The sequence below is a fragment of the Xanthomonas translucens pv. cerealis genome, from assembly GCF_006838285.1.
Classification (GTDB): Bacteria; Pseudomonadota; Gammaproteobacteria; order Xanthomonadales; family Xanthomonadaceae; genus Xanthomonas_A; species Xanthomonas_A cerealis.
The window spans coordinates 457,010-478,429 of the sequence record NZ_CP038228.1 but is presented as its reverse complement, the minus strand read 5'-3'; the positions used below and the strand labels follow the sequence as shown (position 1 = coordinate 478,429).

Below are 21,420 nucleotides of genomic sequence, written 5' to 3'. Positions count from 1 at the left end.
GGTTGACCCGCGCCGGGGCGCATTCATGCGGCGGACAGTCGCGGCCGATGCGATCGCGAAGCGCTATGCTCGGTGCATGGCCATCCACACCGACGCCAGCGACGACCTGCGCCTGTTCCAGACCGGCCAGCACGCCTGCGGCTATTGGCCCGAGCGGCAGGCGCGCGACCTGGTGCTGGACCCGCACGATCCGCGCCTGGGCGCGCTGTATCCGCTGGCGCTGAGCTGGGGCTTCCGCCGCTCCGGCGATCTGGTCTACCGGCCGCATTGCGACCACTGCCGCGCCTGCGTTGCGGTGCGCATTCCGGTCGCCGAGTTCGTGCCCGACCGCAGCCAGCGCCGCTGCCTGGCGCGCAACGCCGATATCGACATACGCATCGTCGCCGCCGAACGCAACGAGGAGCAGCTGGCGCTGTACCAGCGCTACCTGCGCATGCGCCATCCCGGCGGCGGCATGGACACGCATGGCGCGCACGAGTTCGACCAGTTCCTGATCGGGGGTTGGTCGCATGGGCGTTTCCTGGAGATGCGGCAGAAGAGCACGGACGGACAGCGCGGGCCGCTGCTCGGGGTGGCGGTCACCGATATCGCCGAGCATGCATTGTCGGCGGTCTACACCTTCTACGATCCCGACGTCGCCGCGCGCGGGCTGGGCACGCTGGCGATCCTGCAGCAGATCGCCTGGGCCAGACGCGAAGGCCTGAGCCATCTGTACCTGGGCTACTGGATCCGCGGCCACCAGAAGATGGACTACAAGCGCCGCTTCCGGCCATTGCAGGGCTACGACGGGCGCAGCTGGCGCGATTTCGACGACGACGCGGGCCGCCTCGCCGACTAGCCCGACGGCGCTCGCCTGCGGCCCGCGTGCGCCGCCGCGCGGCACCGAAACCCTGCGCTGCGCTCCCGCTCGATCCGCCGCGCTCCGCGCGCCGCCACGGCGCCATCGTTCGGACATGCGCCGCATGCGAACATGCGCGCATGAACCCACGCGCCCTGTTGCTTGCCATGACCGTGCTGTGCGGCGCCTGCTCGCACACCGGCTCCGCCCCGACCGCGGCCACGCCAGCGGCGCCCACCCGCGCGGCGCTGCGCGTGGCCACCTACAACACCGCGCTGAATTCGGACGAGGACGGCGGCCTGATCGCCGCCCTGCAGGGGGACAGCGCGCAGGCGCGCAAGATCGCCGCGGTGCTGCAGCAGGTGCGCCCGGACCTGGTGCTGCTCAACGAATTCGACTACGACGACGCGCACCGCGCCGCCGACCTGTTCCAGCAACGCTACCTGGGCGTCGCCCAGCCGCTCGGCGGCGCCGCATTGCACTACCCATACCGCTACCTGGCGCCGGTCAACACCGGCGTACCCAGCGGCCTGGATCTGGACAACAACGGCAGCGTCGGCAACGACGGCCGCGCGCGCGGCAACGACGCCTGGGGCTACGGCCTGCATCCGGGCCAGTACGGCATGCTGCTGCTATCCAGGTACCCGATCGACGCCGCGGCGATACGCAGCTTCCGCCTGCTGAAGTGGAGCGCGCTGCCCGGCGCGCTGCGACCGATCGATCCGGCCAGCGGCCACCCGTTCCACAGCGACGCGGTCTGGGCGCAACTGCGGCTGTCGTCGAAATCGCACTGGGACGTGCCGGTCCGCACGCCGCTGGGCCTGGTCCATGCTTTGGTCGCGCATCCCACGCCGCCGGTGTTCGACGGCCCCGAGAAGCGCAACCTGGCGCGCAACCACGACGAGCTGCGGCTGTGGCGCGAGTATCTGGACAACCGGGCCGGCACGGCATGGCTGTGCGACGACGCCGGCCGCTGCGGCGGCCTCGCCGCCGATGCGCGCTTCGTGATCCTCGGCGATCTCAACAACGACGTCATCGACGGCGATGGCCGCCATGACGCGATCCGCGCCCTTGTCGAACACCCGCGCGTGCTGCACTACCCGACCCCGCACAGCGCCGGCGGCGAAGAAACCGCGCGCGCCTACGCCGCACACGGCATCGCCCACCGCGGCCCGCCGCAGCAGGTGACCGGCGATTTCGGGCCGAGGGCCGGTGCGATGCGGCTGGACTACGTGTTGCCGTCGAACGATTTCCGCTACCTGGACAGCGGCGTGTTCTGGCCAGCCTCCAGCGTGCCGGCCGCGGCGATCGCCGACGGCAGCGACCATCACCTGGTATGGGTGGATGTGGCGCTGCAGCCGCGATCGGGAAGTCGGGATTAGCGAGTCGGAAAGGCAGTCCGCTCAGGCCTGCAATTCGATGGTCAATGCGGCGGCGGCGGCGCGGGCGATTTGCCGCGCTTCGTCGATGCTGGCGCCGCGCGCCAGGGTCACGCCGACGCGGCGGTGGCCGTGCACGCCGGGCTTGCCGAACAGGCGCAGTGCGGTGTCCGGGGCCTGCAGCGCGGCGGCGACGTTGCCGAACAGCGGCACGCCTTCGCCGTGCGCCAGCAACGCGCACGAGGCCGACGGCCCGCTCTGGCGGATGACCGGGATCGGCAGGCCCAGGATCGCGCGCGCATGCAGCGCGAACTCGCTCAGTTCCTGCGACACCAGGGTGACCAGGCCGGTGTCGTGCGGCCGCGGCGACACTTCGCTGAACCAGACCGCGTCGCCCTTGACGAACAGTTCCACGCCGAACAGGCCCCAGCCGCCGAGGTCGTCGGTGACCGCGCGCGCGATCTGCTGCGCGCGCTGCAGCGCCAGCGCCGACATCGGCTGCGGCTGCCAGCTCTCGCGGTAGTCGCCGTCCTTCTGCCAGTGCCCGATCGGATCGCAGAACGCCGTACCGGCGGCATGGCGCACGGTCAGCAGGGTGATTTCGTAATCGAAGTCGATGAAGCCTTCGACGATGCAGCGGCCGGCGCCGGCGCGGCCGCCGGTCTGCGCGTAGTCCCAGGCCGCGTCGATGTCGGCCTCGCTGCGCAGCGTGCTCTGGCCCTTGCCCGAGGACGACATCACCGGCTTGACGACGCACGGCAGGCCGACCGCGGCGATCGCCGCGCGGTATTCCTCGAGCGTATCGACGAAGCGGTACGGCGAGGTTGGCAGGCCCAGGGTTTCGGCGGCCAGGCGGCGGATGCCTTCGCGGTCCATGGTCAGCCGTGCCGCGCGCGCGGTGGGGATCACCCGCTGGCCGTGCTCGCGTTCCAGCGCCAGCAGCGTCTCGGTATGGATCGCCTCGATCTCCGGCACGATCAGGTGCGGCTGCTCGCGCGCGATCAGCTCGCGCAGCGCCATCGCATCGAGCATGTCCAGCACGTGCGAGCGGTGCGCCACCTGCATCGCCGGCGCATCGGCGTAGCGATCGGCGGCGATCACTTCCACGCCGAAGCGCTGCAGCTCGATCGCCACTTCCTTGCCCAGTTCGCCCGAGCCCAGCAGCAGCACGCGGGTGGCGGAAGCGGACAGCGGGGTTCCCAGGGTGGTCATGGCGGCGGTGCCTGCGCGAAAGAGAGAGGGCACCATTCTAGCTGCCGCCCGCTGCCGGCAGTCCTGCGCCGGCGCCACGCGCGCGCAGGACGGGATGCTATCTTCATCGTCCACGCCTGGGACGCTGCCATGAAGCGACGCACTGCCGAGTGCATCTACCGATCGTCGCGCACCAGCGCGACACCTGCAGACGCGTGCCGCCATGCGCCGGCAGCGCTGCCGGCCGCCGTCTCCGCAAACCTCCACGCCGCAGCGCCCCGCCCATGCACTCGCTGATACCGGCCGAGGCCTACATCGACGATGCCTGGTTCGCCCGCGAGCGCGAGCGGCTGATGCGGCCGCTGTGGCAGTTCGTCGCCCCGCGCATGCTGCTGGACAAGCACAACGCCTTCGTGCGCCGCTCGGTGTGCGGGGTGGATGTGGTGGTGCAGAACTTCGATGGCGAGCTGCGCGCGTTCCACAACCTGTGCCTGCATCGGCAGAACCCGCTGCAGCAACAGCCGCAGGGCGTGCGGCCGCTGGTCTGCGGCTATCACGGCTGGCGCTACGGCGCCGAGGGCGGGGTCGAGAACATCCCGTTCCACGACGACGCCTATCGCCTGCCGCCGCAGCAGCGCGCCTGCCTGCGGCTCCAGCGCTTCGCCGTGGCCTGCATCGGCAATCTGGTGTTCGTGAATGTTTCCGCAGATCCGCTGCCGCTGGAAGCGCAGTTTTCGCTGGCGGCACTGGACATGCTGCGGCGGGCGTCCGAACAGTTCGACAGCGAGGTGCTGGTCGCGACCTTCGAGGCCAACTTCAACTGGAAGCTGGCCTACGAAAACCTGCGCGATGCGCTGCACCCGCGCTTCGTGCATGCGCGCACCCTGGCCCGGCAGGTGAAGTTCCAGGTGCAGATGGACGACGCGGGCATCGCCGACGCGCACCGCTATCACGCGCAAGGCAGCGCCGCGCAGGCCGAACACCTGGCGCGCCTGCGCAGTTTCAGCAACGGCGGCTTGAACGAACCGCTGCAGTCGCTGCCGCACTACGCCTGGCACGACAAGGTCGAGCGCTTCGGCAACGACGACTGGTACCTGAACTGGCTGCTGTACCCCAATCTGCACATCGCCTCGGGGTCGGGCGGCTATTCCTTCATCATCGAGCATCATCAGCCGGTCAGCGCACAGCGGACCGACCTCACGGTGTATTACGTCACCGCCCGCAAGAAGCAGCGTTACGCGACCTCCGACGCGGTGCTGCTGGCGCATCTGCAAGGTGCCGAGAGCGTGCTGCGCGAGGACATCGAGATCATGGAAAGCGTGCAATCGGGCCTGCATTGCGCTGCGCCGCGCGCGATGCTGGGCGATTACGAACACGCCAACATGCAGGTCGAGCGCTGGTACATGGATGTCATGGAGGGCCGCCATGTCCTCTGAAAAATACCTGATCGGCTCCGGCGCGCTGCTGCAGTGGGCGCTCGCCGCCTGGGCCGAAGCGGCGCCGGAGACCGTGCTGCATCCGGTGGACGTCGGCCAGGACCAGGACTACCGCTTCGACCTGGGCGCACTGCCTGCGCTGGCCGGCGCCGACACCACCGCCTTCGTCGCCTGGGGACCGCAATTCCTCAATTTCCGCCGCCTGGAGCTGATGGGCGAACTGAAATCGCGCGGGATCAAGCTGCCGCCGCTGATCTGCCGTGGCGCCACAGTCGCGCCCACCGCGAAGATCGGCGAGAACTGCCTGATCGGCGCCGCTGCGATCGTCGGCGCGCACTGCGATATCGCCTACAACGCCTGGATCGGAACGGCGGCCGTGCTGGAGCATGGCGTAAAGATCGGCGCGTCGGCATGGATCGACGCCGGGGTTTTCATCGGTGCGCAAGCCGTGATCGGCAGCCACGCGACGCTGGGCCGGCGCGTGGACATCGCCGCAGGCGTGCGCGTCGGCAAACGCTGCACCGTCGATGTCCCCGGTTGCTACCGCAGCGACATCGCCGTCGGCACCCATCACCTGGCCACGCTGCGCACGCCCGTGGTCATCATCGACGGCTGATCGCCGCGTCTGCCGTAGCGCACGCCGTGTCCGCTGCACGCACCGGTGCCGGGCAGCAACGCCGCGCGCGTGCGGGCGAGGCATCGTGCCTGCGGCAGCAGCCACCAGCGCAGCGCACTCCGCGGCAGCCATGACGGCAATCCCTTCGCCCAGGGCCGCCGCTCGATCGGCGCCGCAGCGGCATGGCGCTCCTCTTGCAAATAGATATCAAAGTGATATCTTTCCACCACACCCCTTTGGGAACCCCGCCATGAAAGAACGCACGCTTCGCTCGCTGCCCGGCATTCCGCTCCTGCTCGGCATCCTGGTCCTGGCCGGACTGGCGCTGTGGCTGTTCACGATCGGCATCACCAAGGACACGGTCGGCGACGGGCCGAGCTCGCTGCCGCTGGTGCTGCTGTCGCTGCTGCTCGGCGCTGCCGCCATGTCCAGCCTGTGCGGCCTGTACACGGTGCAGCCGAACCAGGCCGCGGTGCTGAGCCTGTTCGGCAAGTACGTGGGCACGGTCAAGGACAACGGCCTGCGCTGGAACAACCCCTTCTATTCCAAGAAGAAGGTCAGCCAGCGCGTGCGCAACTTCGAGAGCGGCCGGCTCAAGGTCAACGAACTGGACGGCAGCCCGATCGAGATCGCCGCGGTGATCGTGTGGCAGGTGATCGATGCGTCCGAGGCGGTGTACAACGTCGACGACTACGAGAGCTTCGTGCACATCCAGTCCGAATCGGCGCTGCGCGCGATGGCCACCAGCTATCCCTACGACCAGCACGAGGACAACCAGATCTCGCTGCGCAGCCACCCCACCGAAATCAGCGAGCAGCTCAAACGCCACCTCGACGAGCGCCTGACCCAGGCCGGCGTGGACGTGATCGAGGCGCGCATCAGCCACCTCGCCTACGCGCCAGAAATCGCCCAGGCGATGCTGCAGCGACAGCAAGCCAATGCGGTGATCGCCGCACGCACGCGCATCGTCGCCGGTGCGGTGGGCATGGTCGAAATGGCGCTGGCCGAACTGGAGAAGAACGGCACCGTGCAGCTGGACGAGGAACGCAAGGCGCACATGGTCAGCAACCTGCTGACCGTGTTGTGCTCGGACCGCGGCGCGCAACCGATCGTCAACGCCGGCTCGCTGTACTGATGCGCGAGCCCCGGACCCCGGCATGAGCGAGAAGAAGGCCTATCCGCTGCGCATCAACGCCGACGTGCTGGCGGCGGTGCAGCGCTGGGCCGACGACGAGCTGCGCAGCCTCAACGCGCAGATCGAATACGTGTTGCGCGACGCGCTGCGCAAGGCCGGCCGGCTGCCCAAGCCCGGCGACGACAAGGAACCCAAGCCATGAGCACACGCTGGACCTACCTCACCGTCGAAGTGAAGTTCAAGCTCACCTTCCTCGGCAGAGCGGACCCCGAACCGATCCAGGCCGAACTGAACAAGCACGGCGCCCTGGGCTGGGAACTGGTCAGCGTGATCAACTCGCCACGTCTGCAGCCGATACTGCTGGTCTTCAAGAAGCAGAGCTGACATGCGCGGGCGCCGCTCCTTCATCCCGTTACTGGCATTGCTGCTGTCCCCGGCAGCCGCCCTGGCCGCCTCGCCGCAACAGGCCGCCGATACGCTGCTGGATCGCCTGCAGGCCGGCGACATCGCTGCGGCCGAACGCGACTTCACGCCGGCGATGGCGCAAGCGGTGCCGGCCGAGAAACTGGCCGAGGCCTGGCACATGGTGTCCGCGCAGATGGGCGCGTTGCAGCAGCGCGGCACCGCCAGCGAACGCCAGCAACAGGGTCTGAGCCTGATCGAGCAACGCCTGCAGTTCGAACGCGGGGCGATGCTGTTGCATGTCTCGGTGAACGCCGACGGCAAGATCGCCGGCCTGCTGCTGACCCCGGCGGCGCCACCGGCCCCGCCGCCGCCCGCCGCCGATGCCGGCTTCGCCGAACAGGCGTTCGCGGTCGGTCCGCTGCCCGGCACCCTGGCCTTGCCGGCCGGCAAGGGCCCGTTCCCGGCCGTGGTGCTGGTGCAGGGCTCCGGCCCGCTGGACCGCGACGAGAGCATCGGCCCGAACCGGCCGTTCCTCGATGTCGCGCGTGGCCTCGCCGCGCAGGGCATCGCGGTGCTGCGCTACGACAAGCGCACCTTCGCGCTGCCGGAACGCTTCGCCGGGCGCATGGAAGACGGCTTCACTATGGACGACGAAACCACCGACGATGCCGTCGCCGCGGTCGCGGCGCTGGCGCGCACGCCGTGCATCGACCCCAGGCGCATCTTCGTGATGGGCCACAGCCAGGGCGGCATGCTCGCCGCGCGCATCGCGCGCATGTCCGGCAAAACCGCCGGCATCGTCCTGTGGGCGGCACCGGCGCGCGCGCTGCTGGACCTGCTGCTCGACCAGAACCGCTATCTGCTCGGCCTGCAAGGCACGCCATCCGCCGAGGGCAAGGCACGCGTGGCCGAGATCGAGCGGCGCGTGGCCAAGGTCCGCGGCGACGGTGCGGTGGCGCGGACCGATTCGCCGCAGGACCTGCCGGCCGCGTACTGGCGCGCGTTCGACAAGGTGGATCCGGTAGCCGACGTCCTCGCCCTGCGCCAGCCGGTGCTGTGGCTGCAGGGCGAACGCGACTTCCAGGTCACCGCGCCGGACTGGCAGCGCTGGCAGCAGGCGCTGGGCGACAAACCGCGCGCGACCCTGCATCGCTATGCGCAGCTCAACCATCTCGGCATCGCCGGCCGCGGCGCGCCGTCGCCGGCCGAGTACGCGCAACCCGGGCATGTCGACCCGCAGCTGATCGCCGATACCGCGCAGTGGATCCGCGCACAACGGATCCGCGCACACCCGTGACCGCCATGCACAGCCATTCCCGCGCCGCACCGACCTGCCGCGACTACCGCGTCGCCACGCCCGGGCGCCTGCCGCTGCTGGGCCTGTGGCTGCCGCTGCTGCTCGCCGCCGGGCTGGTCGCCGCCGTGGGCCTGTCCAGCCCGGACCGCGGCCATCGCCTGCACTGGGCCACGCTAGCGCTGCTGCCCACGACCAGCACCGTGCTGAGCCTGTTCTACCTGCGGCGCGGCATCCGCCTGCAGGAACGGACGCTGCTGGTCCGCTGCAGCATGTTCGCCGCGCGCACCGATATCGCCCAGATCGATCTGGCGCAGTGGACCTGACCGAGCACGGCGAATTCGCGCCGACCCGCAAGACCATCGCTTACACCTTGCCTGGCTTCAAATCCGGCTATTTCCGCATGCGTAACGGCCAGCGCGCGTTCTGCCTGCTCACCGATGCCAGCCGCGTGCTGGCGCTGCCGTTGCGCGACGGGCGCTGGCTGCTGCTGAGCCCCGAACAGCCGCGGCAACTGCTGCAGGACCTGCAACGGCTGGCCGCGCACCGCGCTTAGCCCTACCCTGTGCGGATGCGCCCCGCTCACGCCCTGCTGCTCAATACCCAATGCATCGAACTGCTGCCGGCCAGGTTGCTGCGCGCGCGCAGCAACCTCGATGCGCGTTTGCTCGCGCAGGCGACCTGGCTATTGCGGCGCAAGTGCGACGGCCGCTATCTGGCGGCCGCCTCCGCGCACGGCCTGCACGCGCTGCTGCCGCGGCTGATGCACGAACCCGGCATCGATGCGGCGCTGGATCGCCTCGACGCCCTGCCCGCGCGCCGGCAACCCGATGCCGCCGCACTGCTGCCGCTGAGCGCGCTGCACGAACGCCTGGGCGGCCTCGGCCTGGACGCCGAGGACTACGCGCGCAGCACCGGCCTACCGCTGCAGGCCGAACCCGCCACCCTGCATGCCGCCGGCCGCGACCGCTACCGGCGCCCGCTGTGGCTGAGCGCAGGCGCTGCGCGCGCCTGGCACGCGCTGCAGCGCGCCGCCGCGCGCGACGGCGTGGTGCTGGAGGCGATCTCCGGCTACCGCAGCCACGATTACCAACTGGGCATCTTCGCGCGCAAGTTCGCGCGCGGGCAGATCCTGCAGCAGATCCTGCAGGTCAATGCCGCGCCCGGCTACAGCGAGCACCACAGCGGCGACGCGCTGGACATCGGCACGCCCGGCGAGCCGCCGGCCGAGGAGAGCTTCGAGCGCACCGCGGCCTTCGCCTGGCTGCGCGCGCATGCCGCCGGCTTCGGCTACCGGATGAGCTATCCGCGCGACAATCCGCACGGCATCGTCTACGAACCCTGGCATTGGCGCTGGCATGCGGGAGCGCCGGCATGAAGGTCGGCATGCAGCAACGTGCAGGGCGCCTGCTGTGCGGCGGCCTGGCGTGTTGCGTCCTGGGGTTGCTGGCCCTGCCGTTTGCCGCCTGCGCACAGTGGCACGATCGTCAGGGCAAGCCGGTCGCCGACAGCGCCGAGCGCGCGCACGACAAGACATTCGCAGCAGCCGTCCACGTTGCCGACGAAGCCGCGTTCGCGCGCTTCGGGAAAGAGTGGACCGAAACCGACAGCAGCCACGGCCCGCAGTTGCGTACGACCGCACGTGTGCGCCGCGGCGAACCGCTGCGCGTGGTCGTGCTGTATTCGGGCTGCGCGCCCAGTCCCAACAACGACGGCGCCTGCGACGCGCAACTGAGCCTGCGCATGCTCGGGCCGGATGGCCAGGTCGCGCTGCAGGAGCCTGCGCGACCGCTGACCACCGGCGGCAAACCGGCCGCAGCGGGCATGCTGGAACTGGCGCCGCTGTCGCTGCAGCTGCGTTTCGAACCCGAGGATCCGCTCGGTACCTATGTCCTGCACGCCACGCTCAACGATCCCAGCCAGGACGCCTGGGTGCGCGTGCAGACGCAGGTCGAACTGATCGCGGATTGACGTACAACCCCTGCCAATACCGCTGAGAACACCTTGAACGTGCGGCCGAAGACCCGTTGACAAGCCCAGGCGCATTGCCTGCAAGTGCGGCTGCAGCCGCGACGATCGGAGCATGGAACCGCGACGGCTTCAGTCGCTACCGGGGCTGAAGTCACGGGGACTGGAGCCCGTCTGCAAGGTCGGATGCGCCGCAACGCCGCTCAACGCCCAGGCGACAGACTGCGCAGGCGACGCGCGAACGCGGCCAGTTCCGGCGTGCCAGGATCGATCGCGCGGGCGTGGCGCAGGGCTTCGCGCGCGAAGTCGGCATCGCCGGCGCTCAGGCGCTCATCGCCGACCGCGAGCCAGCGCTGCGCCAGCCGCCGCCGCGCCGCGGCCACGCCGTTGCCGCCCGGCGCCAGCGCGCGCCAGGCGTCGTAGCACGCGCTCGCCGCCAGCACCCGGTTGCCGCGCAATTCGTCGTCGAAGCAGCGCCGCAGCGCCGCCAGCACGCGCTGCTCGGCATTGCGCACGCGCGCATCGCGCGGCGCCAGCACCTGCGCCGCCTGCAGCGCGTCGTAGGCGCTGCTGCCGGGCGGGGTCAGCCAGTCGCCGCGCGCCTCGGCCGCCTGCAGCTCGCTCAGCGCTGCCTGCAGGCGGCGTGCGCGCGCCGCCGGCGACAGCGGCGAATGCAGCGTGGCCTGGCGCTGTTGCGCCCGCAGCAGCGCCTGCCGCGCGTCGGCCAGCGCGCGGCTGTCGGGCGCCAGCGCCTGGCCCTTGTGCAACGCGCGCTCGGCTTCGGTGAAACGGAAGTCGGCGGCCGCGCGCGCGGCCTGCGCCGCATAGGCTGCAGCCACGCGTTCGGCGCTGTCGCGCGCGCCGGCGGCATCGGGTGCGGCCGCGCGCAGCTTGCCTAGCGCCCGCGCCGCTGCGTCCAGCCGCTGCCGACGCAGCGCCGCATCGGCATCGCGCTGCAAGGCTTCCAGCGTGCGATTCAGCGCCGCCTGCGCGGCCGGTAGATCGACATGCCCGGGATCGTAGTCGCGGGCGCTGTCCACCAGCGCCGCGGCCGCCGCCACGTCGCCGCGCGCCAGCGCCGCCTGTGCGCGCTGCAGCAATTCCGACAGCGCATCCTCGCGACCTTCCAGCGCTTGAGTGCGTTCCGGGGCGAACTCCAGCACCTGCCGGTACAGCGGCAGCGCGGCGTCGGGCGCCCCGTCCAGGCGGCCCTCGCGCTGGGCCTGCGCCGCCCGTTGCAGCAATTGGTCGAGCCCGGCATGCGCGGCCTCGCGCTGGCGCAAGGCGGCGTCGATCCGATCGGCATCGGCGCGCGGCACCTGCAGCGCGCGCGCCAGCGCCAACGCCGAGCGCACCTGCGCATAGCGCCCGGCGGCCAGCGCCGCACGCGCCTGGCCGAGCGCGGCGCGACCGGTGGCCGCCAGCCCGGCGCGGGCCTGCAGGCGGTCGCCGTCCAGCGCCAGCGCGGCCTCGAAACGCTCGCGCGCGCCGCTGCCGTCGGCCGCGCTGAGGCGGCCGGCGCGCAAGGCGGCATTGCCCTGATCGAGCAGTTGCTGGATGCGCGTTTCCGGCCACAACAGATCGGCCAACGGGCGGCGGAACATCACCAGCGCCAGCGCCGCCAGCAGCAGCGCCGCCAACGCCCAGCGCCAGACACGGCGGTCCCGCCACAGTGGCACCGACCGCGGCGGGCGCCGGCGTTCGTCCCTGACCTGGTCTGGCGGCTTACTCACCGCGCAAGCTTAGCGCGCGTGCATGGCAAGACCATGCATGCGCCGGCCGCGCACGGCCTGCGGTCAACCCAGGCGCCGCGCCTCGTCCACCCCAGGCAATGCGTCGAGCTTGCCGAGCAGCGTGGACAACTGCCCGTAGTCGCCGACCTTCAAGCGCAGCCGCAACTGGGTGCGGCCGCTGTCGCGCACGTTGTCGCTGTTGATCTCCAGCACGTGCGCCTCCTCCTGCGCGATCAGGTTGGTGATGTCCTTGAGCAGCCAACGCCGGTCCATCGCCCGCACCAGCACGTCCACCTCGTAGCCGCCGCCGGCCTGGCCCCACTCCACTGGCAGCACCCGTTGCGGGTTGCTGGCGGCGAGCCGGGCGAAGGACGCGCAATCGACCCGGTGCACGGTGACGCCACGGCTGCGGGTCAGGTAGCCGGCGATCGGCTCGCCGGCGACCGGCTGGCAGCAGCGCGCCAGTTGTACCAGCAGATTGCCCACGCCCTGCACGGTGAACTTTGACTTGGCCAATCCGCTGCGGCGTACGGTCGGCCGCGGCAGTGCCGGCGCCGCCGGCTGCGTCGCAGCACGCTCGGCCTCGTGCAGGACGCGGCCGACCTGGCTGGGGCCGACATCGCCCAGCGCGACCTGGATGTACAGCTCCTCGATACCGTCGGCATGGAATTTCTTCGCCGCCTGCAGCAGGTCGGCGTGCTGCAGGCCCAGGCGCTTGAGCTCGCGCTCGAGCAGATCCTTGCCGGCCTGCACGTTGCGCGCGCGGTCGAGCTTGTGGAACCAGGCGCGCACCTTGTCGCGCGAGCGGCCGCTGGCCAGGTAACCGTTGGCCGGCAGCAGCCAGTCGCGGCGCGGCTCGGCCTCCTTGCCGGTGAGGATCTCGACGCGATCGCCGCTGCGCAGCTTGTGGGTCAGCGGCACGATGCGGTTGTTGACCTTGGCGCCGCGGCAGCGGTGCCCGACCATGGTGTGTACGTGGTAAGCGAAATCCAGCGGCGTGGCGCCCTGCGGCAGGTCGATCACCTCGCCCATCGGGGTCAGCGCATACACCCGGTCCTCGACCAGTTCGGCGTCGAGCGCGCCGGCCAGCCCGCCCTGCTCGCCGTCTTGCGACTGTTCCAGCAATTGCCGCATCCAGGTGATCTTGCGGTCGAACGCCTTCTCCGCGCCCTTGCCGCCTTCCTTGTATTTCCAGTGCGCGGCCACGCCCAGTTCGGCCTGCGCGTGCATCTCGTGGGTACGGATCTGCACCTCGATCGTGCGCCCTTCCGGGCCGACCACGGCAGTGTGCAGCGAGCGGTAGTCGTTGGCCTTGGGCCGGGCGATGTAGTCGTCGAACTCGCTCGGCACCGGCGCCCACAGCGCGTGCACCACGCCCAGCGCGGCGTAGCAGGCGGCGACGTCGTCGACCATCACCCGCACCGCGCGCAGGTCGTACAGCTGGTCGAAGGCCAGCCGCTTCTTCTGCATCTTCCGCCAGATGCTATAGATGTGCTTGGGCCGGCCGCTGATCTCCGCACGCAGGCCCTGCTCGCCCAGCGCCTTGGACAGGATCTTCTTGACCGCTTCGATGTAGCGCTCGCGGGCCACCCGGCTCTCGTCCACCTCGCGCGCGATGCGCCGGTAGGTGTCCGGTTCAAGATGGCGGAACGCCAGGTCCTCCAGCTCCCACTTCAGCTGCCAGATGCCCAGCCGGTTGGCCAGCGGCGCGTGGATGTCGCGGGTCAGCTGCGCCAGCGCGCGGCGCTGCGCTTCGGGCAGCTTGTCGGCCACGCGCATCTTCGCCAGCTGCCGCGCCAGCAAGATCGGCACCACGCGCAGGTCCTGCACGATCGACAGCAGCAGCCGGCGCAGGCCTTCGCTGTTGCGCCCGGCCTCGCGCCCGGCGTGCAGCGCCCAGACCTGATCGGCTGCGTCCTGGCCGTCGAGCAGGCCGACCACCGCCTGCGCCCGCGCCAGCGGCGCGACCGGCAACTGCGCCAGCTGCGCGCGCAAGCCGGGCAGGTCGAACAGCAGCGCGGCCAGCAACGCCGCTTCGTCGGCAGACAGCAGCGCCAGTGCGTCCAGCGTATCGGCCAACACCGGCCACGCTGCGCGCGCGGTCTGTTCCGGCTGCGCGTGCCAGGCCTGCAACAGCGCTTCGCGCAACGCGGGCGCCAGCGCGGCGGCAGCCGGACGCTGCAGCAGCGCCTCCAGGCCGGGATGAGCGAAGACAGTCAAGGAGCGGCGGTCGCGAAGAGGGGTGCCGATACACTAACCCGCTTGCGCTGCACGTCACAATCGCCCCTGGATGGCGGCCGGGCGCGCAGGGCGGCGGCGCCTTTTCGCCGGCACCGATGACATTTCGCACCTGTCGCGCGATCGGGCAACACGGATGTCTAAGCTCAGGCGCCGTGTTTCGGTCGAAACTGCCATGAAGATCAACACAACTAGCGCGGTCAGCCCATCACGTTCGGAGCCTGCGGTCGCCGGCGGTCACAGCGACGGCAGCATCCCGCATCCGCAGGCATCCCCGCGATCGGGGATGGACGCCGCCTTGTCGCCGCTGCCGAAAGCACCGTCGCTACGCCGCACGCGTTCGCTGCCGGCCATGGCGCTCGGCACGCCCTTGCCCTCCGCACGGCTGGATACGCTGTTCGGCAGTTGCCAGCCCGCCCGCGGCAAGGTGATGGAAACAGAGGGCGGGCTGGTCAAGAGAACGCCGATCCAGAAGCAGGAAGTCGAGAAGCTCGGCAAGGGCTTGGGGCGGGTCAGGATCAATCCGAGCCGGGTGGTTGTCGCCACTGCAAAGCCGTTGCGCAAGCTCGGCCGGGCAGCGACCGCCCCGGCCGCTTCCAGAACGACGGCCAAAGCATTGCAACTGAGCGAGGCAGAACTGCATCAAATCGCCAGCCAGCCGCCCACCCTGGTTACCCAGGAACAGATCGAGAAAATGCAGCCTCCTACGCCAGGCGCGCAGCTGGCGCAATGCCTGAACCTGGACGCGCTGAGCAAGCGCAGCCTCGAATACAAATGGAACATCAGCCGCAATGGCAGCCTGATCGTGGGCGAGACCCATCCGAATCACCCGCTCACCGGCGACATGACGGATAAGGAGGTACGCAAGGCCGCACAGCCGTTCGCGCAAGGGCATGTCACCCTGGTCGGTGGCCAACAATGGAACACCCCGTGGGAAAGCAATCGCTTCCTTCCCGAATCGAGGATCTGCGGCAGGCTGTACTACGACGAAAACGACCGGCTGTGCATCGACAACGACTCCGGCCGGTTCAGCGAATACGCGGACCGTACCCGGTCGCATCTGGCCAATGTCGCGGCGCTGTTCCAGGAACTTGGCTTGCACGTGGAAACCCAGTGGGTCCAGAAGAAACCGATCGAACTTGCCAGGCAGGTGCGCCGCGCGGACGCGAGCTCCGACACGGCGGCCGCGTCCTCTTCGGCGGCCGCGGTTTCCTGATGCCGCCGGGCCGCCCGGCGACGCGGCCGCCAAAAGCAACCCGCGGCCACCGCGACGCCGCGTTTCTGACGCACTTTTAGCCCAGTGTGATCGGGCTTACATTTGTCGACCGTTTCACTTGAAATTCACAACACCCGTCAAGTCAGTGCCTATTCTGAGCATGGCGCGCACTCGTCATTTGCGACGAGTGTCGAGCGTCGTTCGTGAGCTGCTCGAACCTTCCAGAGGCATTGCAATGAAGACATGGAACAAGCCCGTGATCCGCGAGATCTGCGTCGGTGCGGAAATCAACGCTTACGTTTCCGGCGAGCTTTGACCGCGTGTCAGCCCCGTTGCCGAGACAATGCGTGACCGGCCAGGCGCCATAGACGGAGACCGGATGCACCTCATCGTATTGGGCTCGGCGGCCGGCGGAGGGCACCCGCAATGGAACTGCCATACGCCCGCGAGCCTGCGGGCATGGCAACAGCGTGCGGGTGCCCAACGTCGCACCCAGGCCAGCATCGCGGTCAGCGCCGACAACCAGCGCTGGCTGCTCATCAACGCCTCTCCCGATTTCCGCCAGCAGTTGCTGGCGACCCCCGCGTTATGGCCACAACGCGACCTGCGCCATTCGCCGATCGAGGCCGTGCTGCTGACCAGCGGCGAGATCGACCATATCGCCGGCTTGCTGTCGATGCGCGAAAGCCAGCGCTTCGATCTGTACGCCAGCGGACGCGTGCTCGACCTGCTGGCGCAGAACCCGATCTTCGACGCGCTGCACCCGGCCCACGTGCAGCGCCATGCCTTCACCCTGGACACGCCGCTGTCGCTACTCGGCCTGCAGGTGACGCCGTTCGCGGTGCCGGGCAAGGTACCGTTGTTCATGGAGAGCCGCCACAGCGGCGACCTGGCCGGTTCCGACGGGGAAACTCTGGGCCTGACCATCGACGACGGCCGCCATCGCCTGCACTACATTCCCGGCTGCGCCGCCATGACCGACGCGCTGCGCACGCGCCTGCGCGGCGCCGAACTTGTGTTCTTCGACGGCACCCTGTGGCGCGACGACGAACTGGTGCAGCTCGGGGTCAGCACCAAGACCGGCCAGCGCATGGGCCACCTCAGCATCGACGGCGAGGCCGGCACCCTGCGCGCGTTCGCCGACCTGGACGTGGCGCGCAAGGTCTTCATCCACATCAACACCACTAACCCGATCCTCGACGCCGGCTCGGCCGAACGCGCGGCGGTGGCCGCGCACGGCTGGGACGTCGCCCACGACGGCATGGACATCACGCTGTGAAAAACCCGCCTGTGAGCACCCGCCTGTGAGCGCATTGCTGAGCCCCGAACAGCTGGAAGCGGAATTGCGCGCGATCGGCGCGCGCCTTTACCACGACCAGCATCCGTTCCACGCGCTGCTGCACAGCGGCCGGCTCGAACGCGGCCAGGTGCAGGCCTGGGCGCTGAACCGCTACGAATACCAGCGCTGCATCCCGTTGAAGGACGCAGCGATCCTGGCGCGGATGGACGATCCGGCGCTGCGCCGGATCTGGCGCCAGCGCATCGTCGACCACGACGGCAGCGCCGACGGCGAAGGCGGCATCGCGCGCTGGCTGCACCTGACCGACGCGCTGGGCCTGGACCGCGCGCTGGTGCAGTCCGGCCGCGCCTTGCTGCCCGGCACCCGCTTCGCGGTGCAGGCCTACCTGCAGTTCGTGCGCGAGAAGAGCCTGCTGGAGGCGATCGCCTCGTCGCTGACCGAACTGTTCGCGCCGGGCATCATCGGCCGCCGCGTCGCCGGCATGCTGCAGCACTACGATTTCGTCTCGCGCGAGGCGCTGGCGTATTTCGAGCACCGCCTGCACGAGGCGCCGCGCGATTCGGACTTCGCCCTGGACTACGTCAAGCGCCACGCCGACACGCTGGAAAAGCAGCAACTGGTGCAGGACGCGCTGCGCTTCAAGTGCGGCGTGCTGTGGTCGCAGCTCGATGCGCTGCATTTCGCCTACGTGCACCCCGGCGTGGCCTGGCCGGACGCGTTCGTCGCCACACCTGCGCAGGCGGCGGCATGAGCGCCTTGGCGCCCGACAGCTGCCCGCGGCTGGCGGCCGGCGTGCGTCTGCAGCACGACCGCGCCCGCGCGCAATGGGTGCTGCTGGCGCCGGAACGGGTGATTGAGCTTGACGAGATCGCGCATGCGATCGTGTCGCGCTGCGATGGCGCACGCTCGCTGGCGGCGATCGCCGCGGAACTGGCCGCGGCGTTCGACGCCGATCCGGCCGAGGTCGAGCGCGACGTGCTCGAGCTGGCCGCGGACCTGCACGGCAAGCGCCTGCTGCGCGCATGAACGCGACCGTGCCGCCGCCGCTGTCGCTGCTACTCGAGCTGACTCACCGCTGCCCGCTGGCCTGCCCCTACTGCTCCAACCCGATCGCCCTGGCCGGCCTGCGCGAGGAGATGGACACCGCCGGCTGGCGCTCGGCGCTGGACCAGGCCGCGGCGATGGGCGTGCTGCAGGCGCATTTTTCCGGCGGCGAACCGATGCTGCGCAAGGACCTGCCCGAGCTGGTCGCGCATGCGCGCGCACTGGGCCTGTACAGCAACCTGATCACCTCCGGCGTGGCCGGCGGCGCACCGATGCTGGCGCAACTGGCCGCCGCCGGGCTGGAACACGTGCAACTGAGCGTGCAGGATGCCGACGCCGCCGGCGCCGACTTCATCGCCGGCTACCGCGACAGCCTGGCCAAGAAGCGCGCGTTCGCCGCCGCGGTCACCGCGCTCGGCCTGCCGCTGACGATCAATGCGGTGATCCACCGCCACAACGCCGAACGGGTGCCGGCGATGATCGAGCTGGCGCTGGAGCTGGGCGCCGAACGCCTGGAAGTGGCGCACACCCAGTACTACGGCTGGGGCCTGCGCAACCGCGCCGCGCTGATGCCCAGCCGCGCGCAGATCGACGCCACCGTGGCCGCGGTGGCCGCGGCGCGTGAACGGCTGGGCGAGCGCCTGACCATCGACTTCGTCACCCCCGACTACTACGCGCACCGGCCCAAGGCGTGCATGGGCGGCTGGGGCCAGCGCTTCGTCAACATCTCCCCGCGCGGCGACGTGCTGCCCTGCCACGCCGCCGAAACCCTGCCGGACATGGTGTTCGAAAACCTGCGCGAGCGGCCGCTGGCGGCGATCTGGCAGGACGGCGCAGCGTTCGCCCGTTATCGCGGCACCGCGTGGATGCCGGAGGTGTGCCAGGGCTGCCCGAAACGCGAGATCGACTGGGGCGGCTGCCGCTGCCAGGCGCTGGCGCTGAGTGGCGACGCGGCCACGCTTGACCCGGTCTGCGAGCGCGCGCCGGAACATGCCGCGTTGCAGGCGCTGGCGCAGCGCGAGTCCGCCGACGCGGCGCCGGCCTTCGTGTACCGGCGCCCGCACCGCACCGCATCCACGGCGGAATCCGGCGCCGGCTGAGCGCCGCCGCGACCGCGCCCACTTCGGACCAGCGCGGGCGCCGCCGCGCCAGCCATGCCCGCGGCGCCGGCGCCGCGTCTTGCGACTACACTAAGCCGCATTCCACTGCCTGGATTCCGCCATGCTGCTTGCGCGCCTCACTCCCCTGGTCCTGTGCGCGGCGCTCGCCGTGTCCGGCGACCTGCAGACGCAGATGTCGGCGCAGCAGTTCAAGGCCGCCGGGCTGGACAAGCTGTCGCCGCAGGAACTGACCGCGCTGAACGACTGGCTGCAGGGCAAGGTCGCCAAGGAGACCGCGGTGGCGCTGGAGAAGGCCAAGGAAGAAGGCCGCCAGGAAGTGATCGTGAAGAACCGCGGCTTCTTCGACTTCGGCAGCCAGGAGCCGATCGAGAGCACCCTGGTCGGCACGTTCAGCGGCTTCTCCAAGGGCCGCCACTACGTGCTGGCCAACGGCCAGGAATGGGAGCAGACCGAAGCCGCCAGCCTGGCCAGCGTGCGCCGCAACGCGCCCAAGGTGAAGATCACCCCGGGCATCATGGGCGCGTGGTACATGCAGATCGACAACTACAACACCCGCGCCAAAGTCCGTCGCATCAAGTAACCGCCTGCCGTGAACCTGCGCCAGCCGCCGCGGCCGGGCCTGGCCGACGCCTCGCACAGCCTCGCCGACGCGCTGCGCCGGCGCTTGCGCGCCAGCGATGTCTGGTTCATCGCGCTGGCGCTGCTGGTCGGCCTGCTCGCCGGCCTGCTGACCCTGCTGCAGAGCGGCCTGGCGCATGGCGCGCAGGCCTGGCTGTACGGCCTGGACGTGGATGCCCGGCTCAGCGCGCTGCCGGAGTTGAGCCTGGGCCAGTTGCTGGTGCTGCCGCTGGGCGGGCTGCTGGTCGGCCTGCTCGGCATGGCCGCGCGCGCGCGCAAGCGCCAGCTGATCGATGCGGTCGAAGCCAATGCGCTGTACGGCGGACGCATGTCGATGCGCGACAACCTGATCGTCTCCGCGCAGACCCTGCTGTCCAACGGCTGCGGCGCCTCGGTGGGGCTGGAGGCGGCCTACACACAGATGGGCGCGGGCAGCGGCTCGCACCTGGGGCGGATCCTGCGCCTGCGCCGCACCGACATCCGCACCCTGGTCGGCGCCGGCGCCGGCGCGGCCATCGCCGCCGCGTTCGGCGCGCCGCTGGCCGGGGCGTTCTATGCGTTCGAGATCGTGATCGGCGCGTACTCGCCGTCGGCGCTGGCGCCGGTGGCGGTGGCCTCGCTGGGCGCGGTGTTCGTGGCCCAGGCCGCCGGCGTGCAGCCGTATCTGCTGCCGGCCTCGGCGGCGTCCGCGCTGGAAGCGCGCGACTACGTGCTGTACGCGCTGCTCGGCGTGATCTGCGCGCTGCTGGCGGTGGCGGTGATGCGCCTGGTCGGCGCGATCGAGCAGGCGGTCAACCGCAGCCCGCTGCCGCGCTGGGCGCGGCCGGTGGCCGGTGGCCTGATGCTGATCCCGCTGGCGCTGATCACCCCGCAAGTGCTCTCTTCCGGTCACGGCGCGCTGCACCTGGACCTGACCAGCCCGACCTCGCTGCAATGGCTGGGCGTGCTGTTGCTGCTCAAGTGCCTGGCCTCGGGCATCTCGCTCGGCTTCGGCTTCCGCGGCGGCCTGTTCTTCGCCTCGCTGTTCATGGGCTCGCTGGTCGGCGGCCTGTTCGCCGGGCTGTTGAACCTGGGCACCGGCATGGCCCTGGTCGACGGCACCGCCGCCTCGCTGGCGGGCATGGCCGCGCTGGCCGCGGCGGTGGTCGGCGCGCCGATGACAATGGCGATGCTGGTGCTCGAGGGCACCCACGATTTCGTGCTGGCCAGCGCGGTGATGGTGGCGGTGCTGGTGGCCAACACCATCGTGCGCCAGGTGTTCGGCTATTCGTTCTCGACCTGGCGCCTGCACCTGCGCGGCGAGACCATCAAGAGCGCGCGCGACGTGGGCTGGGTCAAGCACCTGAGCGCCGGACGGATGATGCGCCAGGACGTGCACCCGCTCGCCGCCGGCACCTCGGTGGCCGAGTTCCGCCGCTGTTTCCCGCTCGGTTCGGGCGCGCGCGTGGTACTGGAAGACGAACACGGCCGCTATGCCGGTCTGGTGACGCTGGCCGCGGCCTACGCCGACGGCGTGAACGCCGACGCGCCCATTGCCGACTACGCCGGCAACCGCGACGTGGCGCTAAGCGCCGACACCGACGTGGTCACCGCGATGCGCCAGTTCGACCTGACCCAGAGCGACGAACTGGCAGTGGTCGACGCACACGGCAAGGTACTCGGCGTGCTGACCGAAAGCTTCGTGCGCAAGCGCTACGCCGAGGAGCTGGACAAGCGCCAGCGCGAGCTGATGGGCGAGCGGGTGGACGATTGAGGCGGGGACCGGGGACCGGGGACCGGGGACCGGGGACCGGGGACCGGGGACCGGGGACCGGGGACCGGGGACCGGGGACCGGGGACCGGGGACCGGGGACCGGGGACCGCAGGATGATGTCCGAGCGAAAATCGC

General features: G+C 70.5%; 23 protein-coding genes. 20 read left to right on the top strand and 3 right to left on the bottom strand.

The window, feature by feature from the left end; genetic code table 11:
• Nucleotides 1-76: 76 nt before the first annotated feature.
• Both E4A48_RS02105 and E4A48_RS02100 read left to right on the top strand, forming a co-directional pair.
• Nucleotides 77-838 carry an arginyltransferase gene (locus tag E4A48_RS02105; RefSeq protein ID WP_039008897.1) on the top strand — a complete coding sequence of 254 codons (762 nt, stop codon included), beginning with the start codon at nucleotides 77-79 and terminating at the stop codon, nucleotides 836-838.
• Between the two features lie 140 nt (nucleotides 839-978).
• Nucleotides 979-2,220, top strand: a complete 1,242-nt coding sequence (locus E4A48_RS02100; RefSeq protein WP_039005698.1) for an endonuclease/exonuclease/phosphatase family protein — start codon at nucleotides 979-981, stop codon at nucleotides 2,218-2,220.
• 21 nt (nucleotides 2,221-2,241) lie between these two features.
• Here E4A48_RS02100 and purT read toward each other — a convergent pair whose 3' ends face one another.
• Nucleotides 2,242-3,429 carry a formate-dependent phosphoribosylglycinamide formyltransferase gene (gene purT, locus E4A48_RS02095; RefSeq protein ID WP_058196946.1) on the bottom strand — a complete coding sequence of 396 codons (1,188 nt, stop codon included), beginning with the start codon at nucleotides 3,427-3,429 and terminating at the stop codon, nucleotides 2,242-2,244.
• Nucleotides 3,430-3,692: 263 nt separating this feature from the next.
• Between purT and E4A48_RS02090 the strand changes: the two genes are divergently transcribed.
• The 10 genes from E4A48_RS02090 (at nucleotide 3,693) to E4A48_RS02050 (ending at nucleotide 10,265) form a co-directional block, all read left to right on the top strand.
• Nucleotides 3,693-4,844: an aromatic ring-hydroxylating oxygenase subunit alpha gene (locus tag E4A48_RS02090; RefSeq protein ID WP_039005700.1), complete on the top strand. Its 1,152-nt coding sequence runs from the start codon at nucleotides 3,693-3,695 to the stop codon at nucleotides 4,842-4,844.
• Nucleotides 4,834-5,460 (top strand): DapH/DapD/GlmU-related protein, encoded by a 627-nt coding sequence (locus E4A48_RS02085; RefSeq protein ID WP_039005702.1) that lies wholly within the window; start codon nucleotides 4,834-4,836, stop codon nucleotides 5,458-5,460. Before E4A48_RS02090 ends, E4A48_RS02085 begins: the two co-directional genes overlap by 11 nt.
• A 250-nt stretch (nucleotides 5,461-5,710) precedes the next feature.
• Entirely contained in the window at nucleotides 5,711-6,595 is an 885-nt protein-coding gene (locus tag E4A48_RS02080; RefSeq protein WP_039005703.1) for an SPFH domain-containing protein, read from the top strand.
• Between the two features lie 22 nt (nucleotides 6,596-6,617).
• Nucleotides 6,618-6,797 carry a type II toxin-antitoxin system antitoxin gene (locus E4A48_RS02075; RefSeq protein ID WP_003468944.1) on the top strand — a complete coding sequence of 60 codons (180 nt, stop codon included), beginning with the start codon at nucleotides 6,618-6,620 and terminating at the stop codon, nucleotides 6,795-6,797.
• Complete coding sequence (locus tag E4A48_RS02070) at nucleotides 6,794-6,979, top strand: DUF4177 domain-containing protein (protein ID WP_003468945.1); 186 nt, start codon at nucleotides 6,794-6,796, stop codon at nucleotides 6,977-6,979. The genes E4A48_RS02075 and E4A48_RS02070 overlap by 4 nt, the downstream gene beginning before the upstream one ends.
• Nucleotide 6,980: 1 nt before the next feature.
• On the top strand, nucleotides 6,981-8,297 hold the full coding sequence (locus E4A48_RS02065; RefSeq protein ID WP_142741808.1) for an alpha/beta hydrolase: 1,317 nt from the start codon (nucleotides 6,981-6,983) through the stop codon (nucleotides 8,295-8,297).
• Nucleotides 8,298-8,302: 5 nt separating this feature from the next.
• A complete protein-coding gene (locus E4A48_RS20820; protein ID WP_260608040.1) occupies nucleotides 8,303-8,620 on the top strand; it encodes a hypothetical protein in 318 nt (105 codons plus the stop codon).
• Entirely contained in the window at nucleotides 8,611-8,850 is a 240-nt protein-coding gene (locus E4A48_RS20815) for a PH domain-containing protein (RefSeq protein ID WP_260608039.1), read from the top strand. The genes E4A48_RS20820 and E4A48_RS20815 overlap by 10 nt, the downstream gene beginning before the upstream one ends.
• A gap of 15 nt (nucleotides 8,851-8,865) precedes the next feature.
• Nucleotides 8,866-9,672, top strand: a complete 807-nt coding sequence (locus E4A48_RS02055) for a M15 family metallopeptidase (RefSeq protein WP_142741807.1) — start codon at nucleotides 8,866-8,868, stop codon at nucleotides 9,670-9,672.
• Between the two features lie 8 nt (nucleotides 9,673-9,680).
• Nucleotides 9,681-10,265, top strand: coding sequence for a hypothetical protein (locus tag E4A48_RS02050; RefSeq protein ID WP_235426709.1), 585 nt, complete (start codon nucleotides 9,681-9,683; stop codon nucleotides 10,263-10,265).
• Between the two features lie 200 nt (nucleotides 10,266-10,465).
• On the opposite strand, the gene E4A48_RS02045 is transcribed toward E4A48_RS02050, so the two are convergent.
• Both E4A48_RS02045 and E4A48_RS02040 read right to left on the bottom strand, forming a co-directional pair.
• Nucleotides 10,466-11,866, bottom strand: a complete 1,401-nt coding sequence (locus E4A48_RS02045) for a hypothetical protein (protein ID WP_142743076.1) — start codon at nucleotides 11,864-11,866, stop codon at nucleotides 10,466-10,468.
• Nucleotides 11,867-12,058: 192 nt separating this feature from the next.
• Nucleotides 12,059-14,215 carry a RelA/SpoT family protein gene (locus E4A48_RS02040; protein WP_039005707.1) on the bottom strand — a complete coding sequence of 719 codons (2,157 nt, stop codon included), beginning with the start codon at nucleotides 14,213-14,215 and terminating at the stop codon, nucleotides 12,059-12,061.
• Between the two features lie 304 nt (nucleotides 14,216-14,519).
• On the opposite strand from E4A48_RS02040, the gene xopV reads away from it, so the two are divergent.
• The 8 genes from xopV to E4A48_RS02000 all read left to right on the top strand — a co-directional run bounded on the left by xopV (nucleotide 14,520) and on the right by E4A48_RS02000 (nucleotide 21,285).
• Nucleotides 14,520-15,449 (top strand): XopV/AopV family type III secretion system effector, encoded by a 930-nt coding sequence (gene xopV, locus E4A48_RS02035; protein WP_409976146.1) that lies wholly within the window; start codon nucleotides 14,520-14,522, stop codon nucleotides 15,447-15,449.
• A 160-nt stretch (nucleotides 15,450-15,609) separates the two neighbouring features.
• Nucleotides 15,610-15,765, top strand: a complete 156-nt coding sequence (gene pqqA / locus E4A48_RS21405; RefSeq protein WP_237655710.1) for a pyrroloquinoline quinone precursor peptide PqqA — start codon at nucleotides 15,610-15,612, stop codon at nucleotides 15,763-15,765.
• A gap of 63 nt (nucleotides 15,766-15,828) precedes the next feature.
• A complete protein-coding gene (pqqB, locus tag E4A48_RS02025) occupies nucleotides 15,829-16,728 on the top strand; it encodes a pyrroloquinoline quinone biosynthesis protein PqqB (protein ID WP_039005708.1) in 900 nt (299 codons plus the stop codon).
• 25 nt (nucleotides 16,729-16,753) lie between these two features.
• The gene (pqqC, locus tag E4A48_RS02020; RefSeq protein WP_058196997.1) at nucleotides 16,754-17,500 is read left to right on the top strand and encodes a pyrroloquinoline-quinone synthase PqqC; all 747 of its coding nucleotides are present in this window, start codon (nucleotides 16,754-16,756) and stop codon (nucleotides 17,498-17,500) included.
• Nucleotides 17,497-17,775, top strand: a complete 279-nt coding sequence (gene pqqD / locus E4A48_RS02015; protein ID WP_039005710.1) for a pyrroloquinoline quinone biosynthesis peptide chaperone PqqD — start codon at nucleotides 17,497-17,499, stop codon at nucleotides 17,773-17,775. The genes pqqC and pqqD overlap by 4 nt, the downstream gene beginning before the upstream one ends.
• The gene (pqqE, locus tag E4A48_RS02010; RefSeq protein WP_039005711.1) at nucleotides 17,772-18,893 is read left to right on the top strand and encodes a pyrroloquinoline quinone biosynthesis protein PqqE; all 1,122 of its coding nucleotides are present in this window, start codon (nucleotides 17,772-17,774) and stop codon (nucleotides 18,891-18,893) included. The genes pqqD and pqqE overlap by 4 nt, the downstream gene beginning before the upstream one ends.
• Nucleotides 18,894-19,014: 121 nt before the next feature.
• On the top strand, nucleotides 19,015-19,494 hold the full coding sequence (locus E4A48_RS02005) for a hypothetical protein (RefSeq protein WP_142741806.1): 480 nt from the start codon (nucleotides 19,015-19,017) through the stop codon (nucleotides 19,492-19,494).
• 9 nt (nucleotides 19,495-19,503) lie between these two features.
• Nucleotides 19,504-21,285: a chloride channel protein gene (locus tag E4A48_RS02000; RefSeq protein WP_142741805.1), complete on the top strand. Its 1,782-nt coding sequence runs from the start codon at nucleotides 19,504-19,506 to the stop codon at nucleotides 21,283-21,285.
• Nucleotides 21,286-21,420: the final 135 nt, after the last annotated feature.

Coding starts and splice junctions, on each gene's coding strand:
- purT (WP_058196946.1), bottom strand. CDS start 3,429: ATGACCACCCTGGGAACCCCGCTGTCCGCTTCCGCCACCCGCGTGCTG.
- E4A48_RS20820 (WP_260608040.1), top strand. CDS start 8,303: ATGCACAGCCATTCCCGCGCCGCACCGACCTGCCGCGACTACCGCGTC.
- pqqE (WP_039005711.1), top strand. CDS start 17,772: ATGAACGCGACCGTGCCGCCGCCGCTGTCGCTGCTACTCGAGCTGACT.
- E4A48_RS02005 (WP_142741806.1), top strand. CDS start 19,015: ATGCTGCTTGCGCGCCTCACTCCCCTGGTCCTGTGCGCGGCGCTCGCC.
- E4A48_RS02065 (WP_142741808.1), top strand. CDS start 6,981: ATGCGCGGGCGCCGCTCCTTCATCCCGTTACTGGCATTGCTGCTGTCC.
- E4A48_RS02085 (WP_039005702.1), top strand. CDS start 4,834: ATGTCCTCTGAAAAATACCTGATCGGCTCCGGCGCGCTGCTGCAGTGG.
- xopV (WP_409976146.1), top strand. CDS start 14,520: ATGGACGCCGCCTTGTCGCCGCTGCCGAAAGCACCGTCGCTACGCCGC.
- E4A48_RS02075 (WP_003468944.1), top strand. CDS start 6,618: ATGAGCGAGAAGAAGGCCTATCCGCTGCGCATCAACGCCGACGTGCTG.
- E4A48_RS02090 (WP_039005700.1), top strand. CDS start 3,693: ATGCACTCGCTGATACCGGCCGAGGCCTACATCGACGATGCCTGGTTC.
- E4A48_RS02050 (WP_235426709.1), top strand. CDS start 9,681: ATGCAGCAACGTGCAGGGCGCCTGCTGTGCGGCGGCCTGGCGTGTTGC.
- E4A48_RS02080 (WP_039005703.1), top strand. CDS start 5,711: ATGAAAGAACGCACGCTTCGCTCGCTGCCCGGCATTCCGCTCCTGCTC.
- E4A48_RS02055 (WP_142741807.1), top strand. CDS start 8,866: ATGCGCCCCGCTCACGCCCTGCTGCTCAATACCCAATGCATCGAACTG.
- E4A48_RS02070 (WP_003468945.1), top strand. CDS start 6,794: ATGAGCACACGCTGGACCTACCTCACCGTCGAAGTGAAGTTCAAGCTC.
- pqqB (WP_039005708.1), top strand. CDS start 15,829: ATGCACCTCATCGTATTGGGCTCGGCGGCCGGCGGAGGGCACCCGCAA.
- pqqA (WP_237655710.1), top strand. CDS start 15,610: ATGGCGCGCACTCGTCATTTGCGACGAGTGTCGAGCGTCGTTCGTGAG.
- pqqD (WP_039005710.1), top strand. CDS start 17,497: ATGAGCGCCTTGGCGCCCGACAGCTGCCCGCGGCTGGCGGCCGGCGTG.
- E4A48_RS02100 (WP_039005698.1), top strand. CDS start 979: ATGAACCCACGCGCCCTGTTGCTTGCCATGACCGTGCTGTGCGGCGCC.
- E4A48_RS02105 (WP_039008897.1), top strand. CDS start 77: ATGGCCATCCACACCGACGCCAGCGACGACCTGCGCCTGTTCCAGACC.
- E4A48_RS02045 (WP_142743076.1), bottom strand. CDS start 11,866: ATGTTCCGCCGCCCGTTGGCCGATCTGTTGTGGCCGGAAACGCGCATC.